The 19,423-nt window shown below is 66.6% G+C and carries 14 protein-coding genes; 3 read left to right on the plus strand and 11 right to left on the minus strand.

The annotated features are described in order from the left end of the window. Positions 1 to 96: 96 nt before the first annotated feature. A complete protein-coding gene (locus G495_RS0110180; RefSeq protein WP_028587733.1) occupies positions 97 to 3,258 on the minus strand; it encodes a UvrD-helicase domain-containing protein in 3,162 nt (1,053 codons plus the stop codon). Positions 3,259 to 4,084: 826 nt separating this feature from the next. Here G495_RS0110180 and G495_RS21070 point away from each other — a divergent pair. Together G495_RS21070 and G495_RS21740 are read left to right on the plus strand one after the other, a co-directional pair. After that, positions 4,085 to 4,702, plus strand: coding sequence for a type II toxin-antitoxin system antitoxin SocA domain-containing protein (locus tag G495_RS21070; RefSeq protein WP_169734374.1), 618 nt, complete (start codon positions 4,085 to 4,087; stop codon positions 4,700 to 4,702). Beyond that, positions 4,699 to 5,403, plus strand: coding sequence for a hypothetical protein (locus G495_RS21740; RefSeq protein ID WP_156939671.1), 705 nt, complete (start codon positions 4,699 to 4,701; stop codon positions 5,401 to 5,403). The genes G495_RS21070 and G495_RS21740 overlap by 4 nt, the downstream gene beginning before the upstream one ends. A gap of 410 nt (positions 5,404 to 5,813) precedes the next feature. Here G495_RS21740 and hisG read toward each other — a convergent pair whose 3' ends face one another. The 10 genes from hisG to topA form a co-directional block, all read right to left on the minus strand. Continuing rightward, a complete protein-coding gene (gene hisG / locus G495_RS0110185) occupies positions 5,814 to 6,707 on the minus strand; it encodes an ATP phosphoribosyltransferase (RefSeq protein ID WP_028587734.1) in 894 nt (297 codons plus the stop codon). Then, positions 6,707 to 7,093: a phosphoribosyl-AMP cyclohydrolase gene (gene hisI / locus G495_RS0110190; protein ID WP_028587735.1), complete on the minus strand. Its 387-nt coding sequence runs from the start codon at positions 7,091 to 7,093 to the stop codon at positions 6,707 to 6,709. Before hisI ends, hisG begins: the two co-directional genes overlap by 1 nt. Beyond that, the gene (rlmN, locus tag G495_RS0110195) at positions 7,090 to 8,163 is read right to left on the minus strand and encodes a dual-specificity RNA methyltransferase RlmN (protein WP_028587736.1); all 1,074 of its coding nucleotides are present in this window, start codon (positions 8,161 to 8,163) and stop codon (positions 7,090 to 7,092) included. Before rlmN ends, hisI begins: the two co-directional genes overlap by 4 nt. Positions 8,164 to 8,255: 92 nt before the next feature. Further along, positions 8,256 to 9,581 carry an HD domain-containing protein gene (locus tag G495_RS0110200; protein WP_028587737.1) on the minus strand — a complete coding sequence of 442 codons (1,326 nt, stop codon included), beginning with the start codon at positions 9,579 to 9,581 and terminating at the stop codon, positions 8,256 to 8,258. A 66-nt stretch (positions 9,582 to 9,647) separates the two neighbouring features. Further along, complete coding sequence (locus G495_RS0110205; protein ID WP_028587738.1) at positions 9,648 to 10,916, minus strand: dihydroorotase; 1,269 nt, start codon at positions 10,914 to 10,916, stop codon at positions 9,648 to 9,650. 10 nt (positions 10,917 to 10,926) lie between these two features. Beyond that, entirely contained in the window at positions 10,927 to 11,853 is a 927-nt protein-coding gene (locus G495_RS0110210; protein ID WP_028587739.1) for an aspartate carbamoyltransferase catalytic subunit, read from the minus strand. Between the two features lie 135 nt (positions 11,854 to 11,988). Next, positions 11,989 to 13,137 (minus strand): amidohydrolase family protein, encoded by a 1,149-nt coding sequence (locus G495_RS0110215; protein WP_028587740.1) that lies wholly within the window; start codon positions 13,135 to 13,137, stop codon positions 11,989 to 11,991. Positions 13,138 to 13,267: 130 nt separating this feature from the next. Beyond that, on the minus strand, positions 13,268 to 15,112 hold the full coding sequence (locus tag G495_RS0110220) for a triose-phosphate isomerase (RefSeq protein ID WP_028587741.1): 1,845 nt from the start codon (positions 15,110 to 15,112) through the stop codon (positions 13,268 to 13,270). A gap of 126 nt (positions 15,113 to 15,238) precedes the next feature. Then, positions 15,239 to 16,003: a hypothetical protein gene (locus G495_RS0110225; RefSeq protein WP_028587742.1), complete on the minus strand. Its 765-nt coding sequence runs from the start codon at positions 16,001 to 16,003 to the stop codon at positions 15,239 to 15,241. Between the two features lie 48 nt (positions 16,004 to 16,051). After that, positions 16,052 to 18,304, minus strand: coding sequence for a type I DNA topoisomerase (gene topA, locus G495_RS0110230; RefSeq protein ID WP_028587743.1), 2,253 nt, complete (start codon positions 18,302 to 18,304; stop codon positions 16,052 to 16,054). A 187-nt stretch (positions 18,305 to 18,491) separates the two neighbouring features. On the opposite strand from topA, the gene era reads away from it, so the two are divergent. Beyond that, positions 18,492 to 19,412 (plus strand): GTPase Era, encoded by a 921-nt coding sequence (gene era, locus G495_RS0110235; protein WP_028587744.1) that lies wholly within the window; start codon positions 18,492 to 18,494, stop codon positions 19,410 to 19,412. Positions 19,413 to 19,423: the final 11 nt, after the last annotated feature.

The raw sequence follows: 19,423 nt of genomic DNA on the forward strand, positions 1-19,423 counted from the left end.
GGGTCCGGGAGAGGGGGGAGCAGGGGGCCTTTGGCGCCAGAAAAGGCCCCCTGCTCCCCCCTCTCCCGGCAGTGCTCGCCGCCTGCGCCGCCGCGCCTATTCGCCCAGCAGCCCCAGCTGCTGCGCCTGCTGCACGGTGCGGCCCACGAGCCGGGTGCGGGTCAGGGCGCCCTGGGGCAGTTCGGCCAGCAGGCGCGAGGGCGGCAGGCGCAGTTCGCGGCCATGCAGGGTGCGGCTGGCGCTGTGGCTCAGGCAGAGCCGGGTCTTGGCGCGGGTCATGCCCACGTAGAGCAGGCGGCGTTCCTCGGCCAGCTGGGCCTCGTCCAGGGCGGCCTCGCCCTGGCCCAGCAGGAAGTCGGTGCCCGCCAGGGGCAGCAGGCCGTCTTCCAGGGCGGGCAGGAACACGGTGTCGAATTCCAGGCCCTTGGCCGCGTGCAGGGTCATGATCTGGATCTTTTCGGCCCGGTCGCGGACCATGTCCAGCTCGCTTTGCAGGTGCACCCAGTTGAGCAGCGCCTGCCAGCCGCCCAACTCGGCGAAGGAGCGTTTGAGTTGCAGGAACTCCGGGCCCTGCCAGAACATGCGGTCGAAGGGCGGGTTGCCCTGGAGGTAGGCTTGCAGGGCCATGGGCCCGCGCACGAGCACGCGCTCGGGCAGCTCCAGGCGCTGGGCCTGCTCGGCCCTGGCGGGCGGGATGATGCCGAAGGTGTGCCCGGCGGCGTCGAGGATGGCCGCCACGCGCGGCTCGGACCAGAAGGCCTCGGCCTCGGGCACCGAGCACGGCAGCCCCAGGCGGGTCAGGGTCGACTTGAGCACCGGCACCAGGGCCTTGACGCGCACGAGCACGGCGATGTCGCCGGGGGAAAGGCTCTGGCCCGCATCGCCGCCGTCGGCCAGGGAGTGGCTGGTGGCGCCGAGCAGGGTGCGGATGTGCTCGCCGATCCAGCTGGCCTCGCGGGCGGCGGTGGGCGCGCTGAACAGGCGGACCTCGGCGGGGTGGTCGTTGCGCGCCGTCAGGGGCGGGGCGCCGGGCACCAGGGCGGCGGCGGCGTCGAGCACGGCCTGGGCCGAGCGGTAGTTGTCCGCCAGGCTGACCACTTCCAGGTCCGGCCACCAGCCGCGCATGCGTTCCAGGGCATCGCCCGCCGCGCCCCGGAAGCCGTAGATGCCCTGGTTGGGGTCGCCGATGGCGAACACGCCCTTGCCGCCCGGGCAGGCCAGGGCCTTGACCAGCGCCAGTTGCAGCGCCGAGAGGTCCTGCACCTCGTCCACCAGGATGTGCGTGTAGGGGTTGGGCCAGATGTCGGCCTCGATCTGCTCCAGCCAGAAATGCAAAAGGTCCGTGTAGTCCGCGAGGTTCCAGGATTCCTTGGTCTTGGCGTAGGCGTGGGCGGCCTCGGCCAGGTCCGGCCCGGGGTCGGCCATGCGTTCGCGGGCCAGATTCAGCCGCTGCCACAGGGCGCGCATCTCGCGGGCCTCGAGCTGCGCATTGGCCTCGGCGAACACGCGCCGGGCGCCGTCCTCGGTGAGCACCACCGGCGCCTCGCCGTAGCTCTGGGTCCAGCATTCGTAGGCCAGGGCGTGCATGGTGTCGGCGCGCGGCAGGGCCTGGGATTCGCCGCGCAGCTCCAGCAGGCGGCGCGACAGCTCGCCCGCCGCGCGGCGGGTGAAGGTCAGGGCCAGCAGGTGGCGCGGGGTTTCGCCGCCGTCCAGCAGGCGGCGGATGCGGCCCATGAGCGTGGCCGTCTTGCCCGTGCCCGGCCCGGCCAGCACGAGCACCGGCCCGGGCCCGGCCTCCAGGGCCCGGCGCTGGGCGGGGTTGTAGTCCGGCCCCGGGGCCGTGGCCCGCAGCAGCGACAGCGGGGGCAGCGGGGCCACCAGGGAGGGCGGCTCCTGCTCCCCGGGCGCCGGGGCCGGGGCCTTGGCCGCCGGGCGCGGCGCCGGGCAGCGCGCCCCCGGCAGCTTGAACAGCGCCTTGCCGTGCTTCAGCTCGGCCTGCTCCTGGGGCGTGAACACGCTGATCACGCCGTATTCGCCGTCGAACCCCGGGCGCTTGAAGACCTGCCCCCGGCGCATGCGCCCGATGCCCTCGCCCAGCGGCGCGGACAGGCGGGTCAGCTCCTCCACCGGCACATCCTGGAGCACCGCCAGCTCGGAGCCGAAGCGCGCGATGAGCCGCCCGTAGAAGGCCTGGACCTTCTTGGTGCCCGGCCCGGCGCCCAGCACCTCGCCCAGCACCTCGGCCAGGGGAACCAGCGACGTGAACCCCGGCGCGTCCGGCGGGCGCACCGGCGCCTCGCGGTCGGCCAGCTCCGTGACCCGGTGCAGCACGCCCACGGTCAGCGGCTTGCCGCACACGGGGCAGACCCCCCCGCGCGAGGCCGTCTCGCGCGGCTCCATGACCACCCCGCAGGCCCGGTGCCCGTCCAGGTGGTACTTGCCTTCCTCGGGGAAGAACTCCAGCGTGCCCAGGAACTTGTGGCCCAGCGCCTCGCCGCGCAGGGCCCGGTAGATGCCCCCGTAGGACACCTCGCCGCTGAACAGGCTGGCCTCGCGGGCCAGCTTTTCCCCCGAATGCGCGTCGGAGTTGGAAATCATCCGGTAGCGGTCCAGGGCCGACCACAGCCAGTTCATCTCCGGGTCCGACGACAGGCCCGTCTCCATGGCGAAAATCTCGCCCGCCAGGTCGCCGTAGCACTCCTCCACCGTGTCGAAGCCGCTCTTGGAGCCGAACAGCGAGAACCACGGCGTCCAGATGTGCGCAGGCACCAGGAAGGCTTGCGGGCCCATGCCCAGCACCATCTCCAGCAGATCGCGCGAGTCCAGCCCCAGGATGGGCCGCCCGTCGCTCTCCACGTTGCCTACCTGGGCCAGCTTGCGCGTGAAGGCGTCGGCCATGTCCAGCGTGGGCATGAAGACCAGGTTGTGGACCTTGCGCGTCTTGCCGCCGCGCTTGTAGATGGAGCTGATTTCCGTGCCGAGCATGAAGCGCGTCTGGCCGCGCAGGGGGTAGCCGTCGAGGAGCGGCACCTCGCGCTCCAGCCGCCGGGCGTCCTTGAGCACCAGAAGCCCCGAGCCGTCGGGCTCGAGCTGTTCGCCGATCTCCGCCCGCCAGCCCGGATGCGTGAAATCACCCGTGGCCAGCACGTCCAGGCCCTTGATGCGCGCCCAGGCGGCCAGCAGACGCAGCGAAAGCGCCTTGCTCGTGGCCCGCGAAAACCGCGAGTGGATGTGCAGATCCGCGCGGAAAAGATCCATGACCCGGCGACTATACGGCCCCCGGCCCCCGCCCGCAAGGGCCAAGGTTTGGCGAAGGGCGGCGGGGTTGGCGGGGCGCTGCCCCGGACCCCGGCAGGGGGGCGCTGCCCCCCTGCACCCCCCCGCCAGGGGCCAAGGGCCCCTGGACCCCGTACGCCGCCCCGGCTGACTGCGGCGAAGCGCCGTAGCCAGCCGGGGCGGGGGCAGGGCGGGAGATGGGAACGCCCTTGCCAGGCCGAACAAAACGGTATTAAGTATCAAACGCACAATGCGGGACCTGGATTTTCGCCCTTGGTGGTGTAGCATCAAAGGATGCTAAAAGAAAACACTGTCAAGGATTTAGTGCGGATGAAGACTGAACTGGAACGCAAGGCTGACGGCGTCCGCAGCATCGTCACTCATGGTGGCGCGATCATAGACTGATGCCGTTCGTGCCTCCGCGAGCAGGCTGTAGGGTGTCGGTCGCTTCCGTCGTTTTGCCATTGTAATTCTGGTCCTTCCAATGATTCGGGCCAACCAGAATAGCAGATAAAAGATGAAAGAGATAATGATTTCAGGATATTGCAGATTAGAGATTAACAACAAAAACAATCACAGTTAATAGAGACATATAATTAACAAACGGCTAAGTCTCTGTTGACGCGACACTTCTCGTGGGTATATCGGTTTAATGAGGCCATGTCGGCATCTATTTTGACTTGTTCTCAATTGTCAATTCCATAAAACACTAGCAGTGAAAATGTTATATTCAGATATAATAAAATATATAGCTTGGTATGCAACAAAAAGCGATATCTTCTTGACAACGAATCGTCTTGTCAAGTTCATGTATCTTTTTGATTATTATCATGCAAAGGTTACTGGAGAGAAATATTCTGATTTGCCATGGGCATTCGTTTATTATGGACCATATTGTAGTGAAGCTATGCGCAGAATAGACGAAGCGGTCAGGCGTGGAGATATTAATAAAAACACATTTGATAGTAAATTCGACATTGATAAAGAATATAGCATATTTAAATGTTATGACGATGATGCTGCATCAATTGGTGAAAAGCTAAACATTATCGTTGTTTCGAAAATTCAATGGGCTATTCGACGTTTTGGGGATGATACTGCGGAGCTTCTTGACTATGTGTATTTTGATACAGAACCTATGCATGGTGCAAAAAAAGGGAATATACTTGATTTTGCTAGGGTGACAAAATTTGAAGCGCCCAAGGAAATCAAAAAAAGACCGCTTACGAAGGATGAAATTCAAAAAGCCAAAGAATTGATATCAAGGATGGGTAAAAAATACGATGAAGGCAAAAAGCTTCTAGCTGAAGAAGATGCAAGGCTGTCTCGTTTTAAGGCCGACAGTTATAGTAAGTTTATTCAATTTATTAATGATGCAGAATCGTTGCCTTCTTTCTCTGGCTCTGCAAAGATAGAAACACAATGAGTCTTACTGTAATCTATCCGGAAGAAGAATTTTTTTGCTCCATTAAACCAAGCGATTTTTGCCTGGGGCAAATTTGCTATGTGCCAGCACCAATGCCCACGCCTATTCCCCAGATTCTTGATGTCGAAAGACTTTCGCCAGAAGAACACACAGAAGTGAAGTTCATCCTTCGTGATGCCAATAGGCCAGGAGATTTTCGGCAACGAGACAGAAGTTTACCTGTAAAATACCTAAATCTTCGCTCTCATGAAGAACTGCTTGTCCAACGAGCAAAGAAAAGACCAGCTATAATTGTTGCCAATGGACTAGACTGCTTTCCAGAATTCACCAAGATTTTACGCCAAAAAGGGAAAAAGCATCTTCAGGAGGACTCTCTTTTTGTCGCTCCCATATATACCATTTGTCGTGAGGGATACGGCGAAGGGTTTATTATGGAGATGATGCCTTACATTGAATCTTTGTTGTTTCGGCAGTTTTTTTATCTGCCAAAATCGGCATCACTGAAAGAAGGCGTTGTAAGACTTGATAGAATTCAAGTCGTGATTGATCAAGGACCAGCGGCAATAGAGCCGACAAATGTATGTCTTTCCGTCCCAATTTTTAATGTTCTCAGAGACATGATGATATACTGCTACACTGGCGTGTATTCACCAGAACTGAAAGAGCTTCGTGACCTCCTTGAAGATTCAATAGAAGATTAGCCCTGCTTTTAGTTGTTAATGCATTTGTTGGTTTGGATTGGTATTTTTAAAATTTACGTTAAGGGTTGCCCAATTTATTCAATTGGGCGACCCTTAATTTGTTTGTGCATTTGATACTTAATACCGGAACAAAAACCTCGGGCCGGATTCCCGCAAGGGAATCCGGCCCGGGGGGTTTAAGATCAGACCCGGTCAGGGGGCCCCCCTGTCTCGTGTTCCTGGAGCGCCCGTCTCCACAGCCCCATCCTCCAGCCCCGAAAAACCCCCAGCCTTTCCCCCGAGAGCGCATTTTGGAGTGAGGGGGGTGTGGGTCCGGGAGAGGGGGAGCGGGGGGCTTTTGGCGCCCTTGCGAAGAATGACAAAGGCCCCTGCTCCCCCTTCTTCCGGTCTTCCACCCGGGCCGCGTGCCCCTAGATGACCTTGTTCAGGGCGTATTCGATGATGGCCTGGGCGCCCTTTTCGCGCAGCGCGGGGATCAGGTCGCGCACGGTGGAGGAGGCCACGACGATTTCCACGGACAGCCAGGTGTCGTCCATGAGGTTGGCCACGGTGGGCGAGTTGGCGGCGGGCAGGTGGTCGAGGATGTCCTTCATGCGGTCCTTGGGCACGTTCATCTTCAGGCCCACCAGGGATTCGGCGTCCAGGGCGCCGTGCAGCAGCATGTCGATCTGCTCGATCTTCCTGCGCTTGGCCGGGTCGTTCCAGGCGGCCTTGTTGGCGATGAGCTGGGTGTTGGTCTGCATGAGTTCGGCGATGATGCGCAGGCCGTGGGCCTTGATGGTCGTGCCGGTCTCGGTGACTTCGACGATGGCGTCGGCCAGGCCTTCGACGACCTTGGCCTCGGTGGCGCCCCAGGAGTATTCGACCTCCACGGGGATGCCCGCGCTGGCGAAGTAGTTGCGGGTGAAGTTGCACAGCTCGGTGGCGATCTTCTTGCCGGCCAGGTCTTCGGGGCGCTTGTAGGGCGAATCGCCGGCCACGGCCAGCACCCAGCGCGCCGGGCGGTTGGAGACCTTGGAGTAGATCAGGTCGGAGACGACTACCACGTCGGAGTCGTTTTCCAGGACCCAGTCCTTGCCGGTCAGGCCCAGGTCGAGGGTGCCGCTGGCCACGTAGCGCGACATTTCCTGCGCGCGGCACATGGAGCAGCGCAGCTCGGGGTCGTTGACCTCGGGGAAGTAGTTGCGGTGGTGCTGGCGGATCTTCCAGCCCGCGCGGGCGAGCAGGGCGATGGTGGCGTCCTGCAGGGAGCCTTTGGGGATGCCGAACTTGATCAGGGCGCCGTTGTTCTGGGGAGCGGCCATTATTTGTAGACCTCCTTGGGGTCGAAGACCAGGGGCGAGCAGGTGCTGACGTCACCGCCGCGCAGTTCACGATAGAAGCAGGAGCGGTAGCCCTTGTGGCACGCCGCCCCGCCGACCTGTTCGATGAGCAGGACCACGGTGTCGTCGTCGCAGTCGATGCGGATGGCCTTGACCTTCTGGACATGGCCGCTGGTGCCGCCCTTGTGCCACAGCTTCTGGCGGCTGCGCGACCAGTAGTGCGCCTCGCCGGTGGCCAGGGTCCGGTCCCAGGACTGCTGGTTCATGTAGGCCAGCATGAGCACCTCGCCGGTGTCGGCGTCCTGGGCGATGGCGGGCACGAGCCCGCCCATTTTGCTGAAATCGGGGTTGAAGTCGGGTCTGGTCATTGTGCGTTGTCCTTGTCGCAACGGGTTGTGATGCGGTCGTGCTCGGCCTTGAGCTGGCCGCAGGCGGCGGCGATGTCCTGGCCCTTGCTGCCGCGGATGGTGGCCGTCAGGCCCTTGACGTGCAGCATCTTCTCGAAGGCCAGGATGTCCATGCGCTCGGTGCTTGCATACGCCGCGCCCGGTGACGCGTTGAAGGCGATGAGGTTGACCTTGGCCTTGCGCTGGCCCAGCAGGCGCACGAGCTGGCGCGCGTGCTCGGGCTGGTCGTTCACGCCGCGCAGCATGATGTATTCGTAGGTGATGCGCTGGCGGGGCCGCAGGGGGTAGCGGTCCAGGGCGGCCATGAGTTCGTCCAGGGGCGCCAGGGCCGCGGCGCGGGGCATGAGCCGCGCGCGCAGCTCCTGGGTCGGCGCATGCAACGAGACGGCGAGCATGGCCAGGCCGCTGTCTCCGAGCACCTCCAGTCCCTTGGGCACGCCGCACGTGGACACGGTGATCCTGCGCGGGGAAAAGTTGAGGCCCTTGTCGTGGCCCAGGGCGGCGAGGCTTTTCATCAGCTCGTCCAGGTTCAGCAGCGGCTCGCCCATGCCCATGAACACGAGGTTCTTCAGTTCGTCCGGGTCCTGGCCCTGGTCGGCCAGATACTGCTGGGCCACGAGGAGCTGGGCCAGGATTTCGCCCATGGTCATGTTGCGCACAAGGCCCATCTGCCCGGTGGAGCAGAAGGTGCAGGCCATGGGGCAGCCCACCTGGGTGGACAGGCACTGGGTCACATGGGTGCGCTCGGGGATGAGCACGGTTTCCGCCAGGGCGCCGTCGGCCAGGCGCAGCAGCAGCTTGACCGTGGTGTCGGCGCTGACCTGGACATCGGCCACCTCGGGCCAGGCGATGGTCGCGCGGTCGGCCAGGGCCGTGCGCAGCTCCTTGGAAAGATTGGTCATCTCGCCCACGTCGCGGCAGCGCTTCTGCCACAGCCATTGCCAGACCTGCTCGGCCCGGTAGGCGGGCTGGCCGAGGTCCGCGAGCAGGGCCCCCAGTTCGGCCAGGGTCAGTTCGACGAGGTTCACCATGTTGGTCTCCGGCCTGGGGGCCGAGGGGCGCGCCGCCCCGGAAGCCGCGCGGGCTCCCGGGGCGCTGGTTGCCGGGCCGGGCGGCGCCGGGGCTAGGCCAGGGCCTCGCGCTCCTTGTAGCGGATGACGAATTCCACGGCGTCGGGGATGGAGCCCACCTCGCCAGCCACCTGGGCCTTGAGCAGGGCCTCGCGGATGATGCCCACCGCCGGGCCGGGCTGCAGCCCCGCGAAGTCCATGATTTCGTTGCCGTTGAGCAGCGGTTCGAGCATTTCCTCGGGCGTGTCCGTGCGCTCCAGCATCTTCATGTTGTGGTTGAATTCCGTGTAGTTGCCGCCGCGCGCCTTGACCTTGGCGCGTTCGATCTCCATCAGCCGGGGGTATTCGTCCAGGGCCTTGAAGCGGCGGATGCCCCGGTCGGTGAGCATGTAGCTGAAGCGCCTGTGGTGGCGCACCAGGTGGCAGATGAGGTCGATGTCGCCGGAGGAGAAGCGCAGGCGCTTCAAGATCTTGCGCGTGACCTTGGCGCCCACGCGGTGGTGCTGGTAGAAGGTCCACTCGCCCTCGAAGAACTCGGCGGTGTAGAGCTTGCCCACGTCGTGGAACAGGCAGGACATGGTGCCCAGCCAGTCGAAGGGCAGCTCTTCGGGGTAGTGGCGCATCACGGCCAGGGTGCGGTCGAAGACGGTTTCCCACTCGGTGTCGCTTCGGCGCTGGCGCACGCGCGACAGGGCGGCGACCTCGGGCACCAGCCCGTGCAGGATCATGGAGTCGAAGAGCAGGCGCACGAAGTCGGCCATGTTCTCGGCCTCGACCTTGCGCCATTCGTCCATGATGTCGGACACGGACACGTAGTCCAGCACGCGGCGCGCCCCGCGCAGGATGGCCATCCAGGTGTTGTTCTCGATGGGCAGGTGGTAGTTGGCGGCAAAGCGCATGGCGCGTACGGCGCGCAGGTAGTCGCGCTTGAGGGTTTCGTCGGGGATGCCCGAGAGCTTGACCTCGCCGGAGCCCAGGTCGTCGAAGCCCTGGTAGTGGTCCTCGGTGGCCGGGATGTAGGGGCAGGTCAGGCTGGGGGAAACCTCGCCCCGCTCCTGGAGCTTTTGCAGCAGCCGGGGGGTGACGCGCGCCACGCATTCCTCGGGGTGCGAGCCGTCCTCGATGTCCGTGGGGTAGAAGCGGTAGAGGACGCTGCCCTCGTGCAGCTTGGCGAAGGCCAGGGCCGCGTCGGAGCGCTCTATGGTCGGGAAGAGCCGGTCCAGGCCCTTGAAATCGATGTCCGTGGCGATGTCCAGCTCGACGGTGCCGCTGTCGTCCTGCACCAGGCGCTGCATCCTGGCATTGACCACGTAGGCGTCGTAGCCGTTGCGCATGATGGTCTTGCAGATGGATATGGCGTCTTTATAGGGGTCGCTCATTCTTGTCTCCGGTTGGCAGGCGTCACGTCAAGGGACGAGCACTATAATGATACGGGAGGCGGTCCGTCAAACGATTCGCACCCCGCCGACGAACAGGGCGTTGACGCGCCCGGGCAGGGTCTGGCCCATGAAGGGCGTGTTCTTGCCCTTGGAGCGCATCCGCTCGGGGGTCAGCTCCCAGGGCGCGCCCGGGTCGTAGAGCACGAAATCCGCCGGGTCGTCGCGTTTGAAGGTGCAGGCGGGCAGGCCGAAGATCTCCGCCGGGCGCCAGCACCAGGCGCGCAGGGCGGTGTCCAGGTCCAAAATGCCCTCGTCCACCATGCGCATGGTCAGGGCCAGGGCGGTGTCCAGCCCGGAGATGCCGTTGGGCGCCTCGGCGAAGGGCACCTCCTTTTCGTGGGCCGCGTGGGGCGCGTGGTCGGTGACCAGGATGTCGATGACGCCCTCGCGCAGGGCCTGGCGCACGGCCAGCACGTCGTCCAAGGTCCGCAGGGGCGGGCTGACCTTGGCAGCGGTGGAGTAGTTCTCCACGGCCTCGTCGGTGAGCAGCAGGTAGTGCGGGCAGGTTTCGGCGGTCACGGGCACGCCCCGGCCCTTGGCCCAGGCCAGGAGTTCCACGGCCTGGCGGCAGGAGACGTGGGCGATGTGGATGGGCAGGCCCAGGTATTCGGCCAGCAGGATGTCGCGGGCGACCTGCATGGCCTCGGCGGCCACGGGCTGGCCCTTGAGGCCCAGGCGCGAGCTGACCTCGCCCTCGTTGACCCCGGCGCCGGGGGCCATGTCGGGGTCTTCGCAGTGGTCGATGACGATCAGGCCCGCGTCGGCGGCGTATTCCACGGCGCGGCGGAACAGCTCGGAATTGCGCACGGGCAGCCCGTCGTTGGAGGCCGCCACGCAGCCCGCGCGGCGCAGTTCGGCCAGCTCGGCCAGCTCGGCCCCGGCCAGGCCGCGCGTCAGGGCGGCCACGGGGAACAGGCGCGGGCCGTTCTTCCAGGCGCGGCGCGCCTTTTCGAGCATCATTTCCGTCACGGCGGCCTCGTCGTTCACCGGGCGGGTGTTGGCCATGCACATGATGTTGGCGAACCCGCCCTGGGCGGCGGCCCCCAGGCCGGAGACGATGTCCTCCTTGTACTCGAAGCCGGGCTCGCGCAGGTGCACGTGGCAGTCGGTCAGGGCGGGCAGCAGCAGCGCGCCTCCGGCGGGGATCTTCTGCGCGCCGGGGTCCATGTAGTTGCCCGAGGGCCGCAGCTCCAGGATGCGGCCTTGGGCCACGAGCACGTCCACGCTCTCGCCCCGCCAGCGGGCGCCCTTGACGATGAATTCGGCGTTGGACACGGGGGCCTCCCTAGTCTTTGCGGGTCAGGAACAGGAACAGCAGCGCCATGCGCACGGCCACGCCCGAGGCGACCTGGTCCAGGATCAGGCTGTCGGGGTCGTCGGCCAGGTCCGAGGCGATTTCCACGCCGCGGTTGATGGGCCCGGGGTGCAGCACCTTGGCCCCGGCCTTGGCCTTGCGCAGGGCCCGGCGCGACAGGCCCCAGGTCTGGGCGTATTCGCGCAGGCTGGGCAGCAGGCCGTCCTGCTGGCGCTCCAGCTGCAGGCGCAGGCACATCACGGCGTCGGCGCCGTCCAGGCCGCTGCCCAGGTCGTGGCACACGGTCACCGGCCAGGTGTCCAGGCGCGGGGGCAGCAGGGTGCGCGGGCCGCACACGCGCACCGTGGCGCCCAGGCGGGTCAGCAGGTTGACGTTAGAGCGCGCCACGCGGCTGTGGGCGATGTCGCCCAGGATGGTCACCGTGCGCCCGGCGAACTCGCCGCCCCAGGCCCGGCGCAGGGTGAAGGCGTCCAGCAGGGCCTGGGTGGGGTGGGCGTGCCAGCCGTCGCCCGCGTTGAGCACCGAGCAGTCCAGGCGCTCGGCGATGAAGCGCGCCGCGCCCGAGCGCGAGTCGCGCAGCACGATGGCGTCGGGGTTCATGGCCTGCAGGGTCCAGGCCGTGTCCTTGAGGCTTTCGCCCTTGCTCAGGCTGGAGCCGGACTTGGCCAGGGAGAAGGTGTCCGCCGACAGGCGCTTGGCGGCCACATCGAAGCTGGTCTTGGTGCGCGTGCTGGGTTCGGCGAAGAACAGCACCACGCTTTTGCCCTTGAGGGTCGGGACCTTCTTCACCTGGCGCCGGTTGATCTCCATGAAGGAGTCGGCGGTCTCGAAGATCCGCTCCACGTCTCCGGTGGAGAGGTCGCAGACGTCCAGCAAGTCCTTGTGGGTCCAGTGCATGGGGTGTCCTCGCTGCTGGGGGTGGGCCGCCCGGGCCGGGCGCGCGGGGCGGCGGGGCCGGGCGGCGGCCAAAAAAATGCCGCCTCTGCCGGGCGGCACGCGCGTCTGATATGAAAAAGGCCCCCGGGCCCCGGGTCACGCCGCACGGATCGCTCCGTCCGGGACTATGCTGTACCCTGCAACCGCGCCGGGTTCAAGTGTTCCGTACAGCCTCTGGGCGCCCAGCAGCCGCGCGGGGTTCAGGGTCATCCACTCCAGCACCTGGAAGAACCCCGGCCCGCCGGGCGCGCGCAGCAGGGCGGCGGCCTCGTTCCACAGGCTCAGGTCCTGGTTGGACGACAGGCCGTCGGTGCCCAGGCACAGGGGCACCCCGGCGCTGTCCAGGGCCTGCCAGGGCGCGCGGCCCACGGCGATGTATTCGTTGCTGCGCGGGCACAGGCAGACCGAGGCGCCCCGGGCGGCCAGGGTGGCGATGTCGCCCGGGTCGAGCTGCACGCAGTGCACGGCCAGGGTGTTCTCGTCCAGCAGGCCCAGGCGGTCGGCGTAGGCCACGGGGCGGCAGCCGGGGGGCGCCCAGTCCTCGGGCAGCACGCCCGCCTTGCGCAGCAGCCGGGCGAATTCGCCCTTGCCGGTGAGCATCTGCTCGGTCTCGTCGGGGTGCTCGGCCAGGTGCATGGAGAAGGGCCGCCCGTGGCGGGTGCACCAGGCCTTGGCCGCTGCCAGGGTCTCGGGGTGGGTGGAGTACAGGGCGTGCCCGGCGGCGGCCACACGCTCCCGGGCCGGGCCGGACAGTTCGTCCAGGTCCACAGGCCAGCGCAGGGCCCCGGCATTGGCGAAACCGAAGAATTCCACGGCCAGCAGCCCGCCGATGTTCGCGGCGTCCAGGGCGGCGGCCACCTGGGCCGTGTTGCGCGAGGTGATGTCGATGACGGCCACGGTGCCGCTGGCCTGGATCTGGGCGATGGCCTTGTCCAGGGCGAGCTGGGAGAGCTTGACCAGCGAGTTGGTCAGCAGGCTGCGCACCCAGGCGGTGAAGCCTTGGCCGCCCGTGGTGTTCCCGGCGACATGGGACAGCTCCAGGTGCACATGGGCGTTGATGAGCCCCGGGGTCACGGTGACGGGCCCCAGGTCCTCCACGGGCCCGGCGAAGCCGCGCAGCACTTCGCCCGCCGCGCCCGAGGCCAGCACCCGCCCGGCGTCGAACACCACGGCGCCGTCGTCCACGGGCGGACGGCGGGGGTGGATGATGATCTCCCTGGCGCGGATGGCTCGCATGGCGCGCATGGTAGCGGAAGATGGCGCCCAGGGGAAGAGGGCGGGCGCCGCGTGCCCGGGCGGCGGGGGGATGAAAAAATCCGGGGCCCGGCGCGGGGCCGGGCCCCGGCTGTGGGGGCGTTGCGGACTCCGGGCCGCCCTAGTCCTCGCTGGGCGGCAGGGTGTCCTCGTCCTCGGTGTCCAGCTCCAGGTCTTCCTGGCGCTTGAGCAGTTCCTCGAAGCGGATGTCCGCGCCGAGTACGCCCTTGATGTTCAGGTCCTCGTCGTCCACCGGGGTGGCCACGGTCAGGCACAGCTTGCCGGTGAAGTGCGATTTGTAGAAGTCCGTGACGTGCATCTTGCCCGTGCGCATGGGTTCCACGAACCAGTCGCGGGTGGAGAAGTCCGTCTGGTGGTCGAAGGTCTTGTACTTGGGCTCGTCCTCGGGGTGGCAGACCGAGCTGGCCACCAGGTGCCCGGTGGTGTCGATGAGGTAGATGTACTGGATGAAGGAGTAGTCGTCCAAAAAGTCGTCCATGCAGCGCTCGACCTTGTCCGACGACAGGCTCCTGATCTCGCAGTCCTGGGAGAGCTTGGTAATGATCTTGGCGGCCAGCTGGTGGGCGACCTTCTTGAGGTGGTCGAACTCGGACACGAACAACTCGGGCAGGTAGCGCTTGACCAGGACCTTCATCTCCTTGTTGGAGAAGGAGGTGGTGCGGCCCTTCTCGTAGGCCTCGTTGATGCGCTCGGAGATCTTGCCCACGGCGGGATGGCGCTTGTCGATGGCGTCGGCACCGCGCAGTTGCAGGGACTGGTTGATCCAGTAGGCCACGCCCGCGCGGCCCGACTTGTCGGTGATGATGATCGGCACCGGGCGGCCCAGGATGCGCCCGGTGTCGAAGATATTGTAGATTTCCTCGTTCTTGATCAGCCCGTCCACATGGATGCCCGCACTGGTGGCGTTGAAGTCGCGCCCGGCGAAGGGGTAGTTGTCGGGGATGCGGTAGTCCAGCTCGCGCGAGAAGTATTCGGCGATCTCGGAGATGACCTCGGGGTGGGCCGCGTCGTCCTCGCCGGTCAGCGAGATGTACTCGATGACCAGGGCCTCGATGGGCGCGTTGCCCGTGCGCTCGCCAAAGCCCAGCAGGGTGCCGTTGGCCCCGGAGCAGCCGTAGAGCCAGGCCGTGGAGGCGTTGACCAGCACCTTGTGGAAGTCGTTGTGCCCGTGCCATTCCAGCCACTGCCCGGGCACCCCGGCCTCGTCGGTGAAGGCGCGCACGATCTTGGCCACCGAGCGCGGCAGGGCCGCGCCGGGGTAGGGCACGCCGAAGCCCAGGGTGTCGCACAGGCGGATCTTCACCGGCAGGCCGCTCTCCTCGCTCATCTCCATCAGCTTGCGCGCGAAGGGGATGCAGAAGCCGTAGATGTCGGCGCGGGTCACGTCCTCGAAGTGGCAGCGGGGGATGATGCCCCAGTCCAGGGCCGTGGCGACGATCTTCAGGTAGTCGTCCATGGCCTGCTGGCGGTCCTTCTTGAGCTTCAGGTACACGTGGTAGTCGGATACCGAGGTGAGCATCCCGGTTTCCTTGAGCCCCATGTCCTTGACGAGCTTCAGGTCGGCCTGGTTGGCCCTGATCCAGCCGGTGATCTCGGGAAACTTGTAGCCCTTCTCCATGCAGCGCTCCACGGCGCGGCGGTCCTTGTCGGAGTAGAGGAAGAACTCGCTCTGGCGGATGAGCCCCGAGGTGCCGCCCAGGCGGTGGAGCATGTCGAAGATGGTCTCGATCTGCTTCACGGTGTAGGGCGGGCGGGCCTGCTGGCCGTCGCGGAAGGTGGTGTCGGTGATGAACATCGGGTCCGCCGGGCGCGGCACCAGGAAGCTGTCGTCGAAGTTGACGCGGCCGATCTTGGTATAGGGGAAATTCTCGCGGTACAGCTCGGGGGTTTCCTGGTTCTGGAGCGGGTACTGCGTTTTCCAGCGGTTGAAATGCAAAAAGGGCATGGGGGCGGTTCCTCCTCGTGGCGCGTGGGGGGGGGTGCGGGCGCAGGGGTGGCGGCGCCGGGCACGCCATCATCTATCAGAACGCTCGCGGGGGCAAGACGGGAAAGTGGGGCGCCGGGGGCGCGGCTACTGGGGCCGGGGCGCCAGGCGCAGGCGCTCTTCGAGCACCTCGGCGCAGCCCGGGGCCAGGGCCTCGGCCAGGGCCAGGGCCCGGGCCGACTCCTCGGCCCAGCCGCCCCGGCGCAGGCTGCGCGCCGCCAGCACGTACATGCGCTGGGGCCTGGCGCCGTAGACGCGCTCCACCAGCCGCCCGTACCCGTCGCCGAAGACCTCGCGCACCAGCTCGTTCTGGGCGAAGAGGAAGCGCGCCAGCAGCTCGTTGTCCGCGTGCAGGGCCAGGTATTCGTTGAACAGCCGCCTGCACGTGTAGAGCAGGAAGCGGATGCGGTTGACCTCGCGCTGGATGCTTTCGTTGGTCTGGTCCAGCACGCCGTAGAGGTCGTCGCCGATGCTCGCGCCGCGCCCGCCCGGGCTCTGGTCGCGCAGCTTGCGGAACCAGGGCGCGTAGTTCTGCTGCTGGTAGGCGTCCTCGCGCAGCTTCATGGCGTCGTGGAAGATGTAGCCCACGCTCCAGTCCAGGAACTGGCCCAGGAGCTGGGCGCCGGGGCGGTCATCGTGCTTGAAGAGCACGTGCGCCGTGTCCTTGAGGTGCCAGAGCAGGCCCTTGTTCATCTCCTGGCCGAGCAGGTTGGAGAGCACGGCGAAGTCCACGTGGCCGCTGCGGTCGAAATGGCGGAACTCGCCTTCCAGCTCGCGGCTGACGAGGCAGAAATCGCGCAGCACGTCGCGCACGAACTCGGGCAGCTTGGCCGTGATCCACTTCTTGGACATGACGCGTGCGTTCCCCCTGGGCCGGGCCGGGGCGGCGGGCCCGGCGGGCTATTCCTCGTCCAGGTCCCGGGTGTGGCGGCAGGCCTTGTTGGGGCAGGCCAGGTGGCGGCCCCGGGTCTTGGTGGTCTTTTCTTCGAGAATGGGCCAGCCGCAGGCGGAGCAGGGGGTCTGCACCGGCTTGTTCCACAGGGCGTAGTCGCACTCGGGGTAGCGGCTGCACGAGAAGAACAGCTTGCCCCGGCGCGAGGACTTTTCCACCAGCTCGCCCTTGCCGCACTGCGGGCAGGGCACGCCCGTGGAGAAGGGCTCGGCGTAGGTGCAGTCGGGGTAGTTGTTGCAGGCGATGAAGCGGCTGCCCGTGCGCGCGTTCTTGATCACCAGGTCGCCGCCGCAGTCGGGGCAGGCGCGCCCGACCTTCTCGGGCTCCACCCGCGCGGCCTCCACGATCTCGATGCGGCCTTCCTCGTTGCGCGTGAAGTTCTTGGTGTTGCGGCAGTCGGGGTAGCCCGTGCAGGCCAGGAAGGTGCCCGCGCGGCCGAACTTGATGACCATGGGCTTGCCGCAGATTTCGCAGGCCACCCCGGTGTCCAGCCCGGCCTTGACCCGGCGCATGCCTACACGGGCCTGCTCCAGGGAGGGGTAGAAGTCGGCGGTGAACTCCTTGAGCAGCCCGATCCAGTCCTGCTGGCCGTCGGCCACCTTGTCCAGGCCTTCTTCCATGCCCGCCGTGAAGCCCACGTCCATCAGCCGGGGGAAGTGCTCGCTCAACAGGTCGCTGACCACCACGCCCAGGTCCGTGGGCGCGAAGCGCTTGTTGACCTGCTCCACGTACTCGCGGCCCAGGATGGTGGAGATGATGGCCGCGTAGGTCGAGGGGCGGCCGATGCCCTTCTCCTCCAACTCGCGCACCAGCGAGGCCTCGCTGTAGCGCGGCGGGGGCTGGGTGAACTTCTGCTCCTTGGAGAAGTCGGCCAGGGTCAGGGTCTGGCCCGCTTCCAGGCGCGGCAGCTCGTTGTCCGGGCCCTGCTCGTCGTCCTGGCCGCCCAGCACCCTGAGGAAGCCCGCGAAGAGCATCCGCTCGCCCTTGGCGCGCCACAGGGTGCTGCCCGCAGCGATGTCCACCGTGGTGTCCCAGAAGCGGGCGGCGGCCATCTGCGAGGCCACGAAGCGCCGCCAGATGAGCTTGTAGAGCTGGAACTGCTCGGCGGGCAGGGCGGCCTGCACGTCTTCGGGGGTGATGGCCACGTCCACGGGGCGGATGGCCTCGTGGGCGTCCTGGGCCGAGGCCTTGGTCTTGAAGTGGCGGGCCTTGGGCGGGTAGAAGTCCTCGCCGAAGCGGCCGATGATGAACTCGCGCGCCGCGTCGCGGGCGTCGTCGGCAATGCGCACCGAGTCGGTACGCATGTAGGTGATCAGAGCCGTCAGGCCCCGGTCGCCGCCCAGCTCCACGCCCTCGTACAGGCGCTGGGCCGCGCCCATGGTCTTCTTGGCCGAGTAGCCCAGGCGGCGGTTGGCGTCCTGTTGCAGGGTGGAGGTGATGTAGGGCGGGGCGGGCTGGCGGGTGCGCTCCTTCTCGGCGACCTCGGCCACCACGAAGGGCCCCGTGCGGGCCTCGTCCTCCACGGCCTGGGCCATGGCGGCGTCGCCCACCTCGGCCTTCTTGCCCGCCACCTTGGCCAGGTCGGCCACGAAGGCGGGCGGCTCGGCCCCGGCCAGGGTGGCCCGCAGCACCCAGTACTCCTCGGGCACGAAGGCCAGGCGCTCCTTCTCGCGGTCCACGATGAGCTTGAGGGCCACGGACTGCACGCGCCCGGCGGAAATGCCGCTCTTGACCTTCTTCCACAGCAGCGGCGAGACCTTGTAGCCCACCAGCCGGTCGAGCACGCGCCGGGCCTGCTGGGAGTTGAAGAGGTCCTGGTTCAGCTCGCGGGGGTGCTCCAGGGCCTCGCGCACGGCCCGCGCGGTGATCTCGTTGAACTGGATGCGGCTTATGGCCTTGCTCTTGTCCTTGATGAGCTCGGCCACGTGCCAGGCAATGGCCTCGCCCTCGCGGTCGGGGTCCGGCGCGAGGTAGACGTTGTCGGCCTTGGCCGCGGCGCTGGTCAGCCGCTCCACGACCTTTTCCTTGCCGCCGATGACGCGGTATTCGGGCTCGAAGGTGTCCTCGTCCACGCCAAGGGCCTTGGGCGGCAGGTCGCGCACGTGGCCCACGGAGGCTTCCACGGCATAGTTGCGACCCAGGAACTTCTTGATGGTCTTCACCTTGGCCGGGGACTCGACGATGATCAGGCTTTTGCTCATAGATGTGGGTTCCGATAGCCGAAGGCAGGGTCCAAGGCAAGCCTTGCATTTGGCGGTGAATTGATGGACTTTCGCAATTTCGCGCGCAAGTGTATAGGGTATATCATCGCCGCGCGGAGTCAACCGGCCCGCGGCGGCCCCCGCCGCCATCGGCCGCGTCCGCACCCCCAAGGAGCTGCAACCAGGCATGACAACACAACAAAATCCTTTCCGCTTCGGGACGGTGGCCCTGCTGGGCCCGCCCAACGCGGGCAAGTCCACCCTTTTGAACACCGTGCTCGGGCAGAAGGTGGCCATCGTCACCCCCAAGCCCCAGACCACCCGCAACCAGATCACCGGCATCCTCACCGACGAGGGCGCGCAGATCGTGTTCCTCGACACCCCGGGCGTGCACCGCATGAAGGGGCGGCTGAACCGCTTCCTGAATCTGTCGGCCTGGCAGGCCGTGGAGCAGGCCGACGCCGTGGTGGTGCTGGCCGACGCGGGCCTGTACGCCAAGAAACCGGCCCTGCTGGACAAGGAGCTGGCGCCCCTGGTGGAGGGCGTGCGCCGTCTGGCCCAGCCGGTGTTCGTGGCCGTGAACAAGATCGACCAGGTGCGCGACAAGGCGGGGCTCTTGCCGGTGATGCAGGCCCTGGGGGCGCTGTGGCCGCAGGCCGAGGTCTTCCCGGTGTCGGCGGCCTCGGGCCAGGGCGTGCCCGAGCTGCTGGGCGCGGTGCGCGCCGTGCTGCCCGAGGGCCAGGCCATGTTCCCCGAGGACCAGCTCTCCACCCTGCCGCTGCGCTTTCTGGCCGCCGAGGCCATCCGCGAGCAGCTCTTTTTGGCCCTGCGCCAGGAGCTGCCGTACTCCGTGGCCGTGGAGATCGAGCAGTGGGAGGAGATCGACGGCCTGACGCGCATCGGCGGGCTGATCTGGGTCGGGCGCGACAGCCACAAGGCCATGGTCATCGGCAAGGGCGGGCAGACCCTCAAGGCCGTGGGCCAGGCCGCGCGCCAGGAGCTCAAGGCCCTGGTGGGCGGCAAGGTCCACCTGGAGCTGTGGGCCAAGGTCCGCCGCGACTGGACCGAGGACCCGCACTTCCTGCGCGGCCTGGGGCTGGGGGAGTAGGCGGGCCAAGG

Source organism: Desulfocurvus vexinensis DSM 17965, assembly GCF_000519125.1.
In the GTDB taxonomy this organism is placed as follows: Bacteria; Desulfobacterota; Desulfovibrionia; order Desulfovibrionales; family Desulfovibrionaceae; genus Desulfocurvus; species Desulfocurvus vexinensis.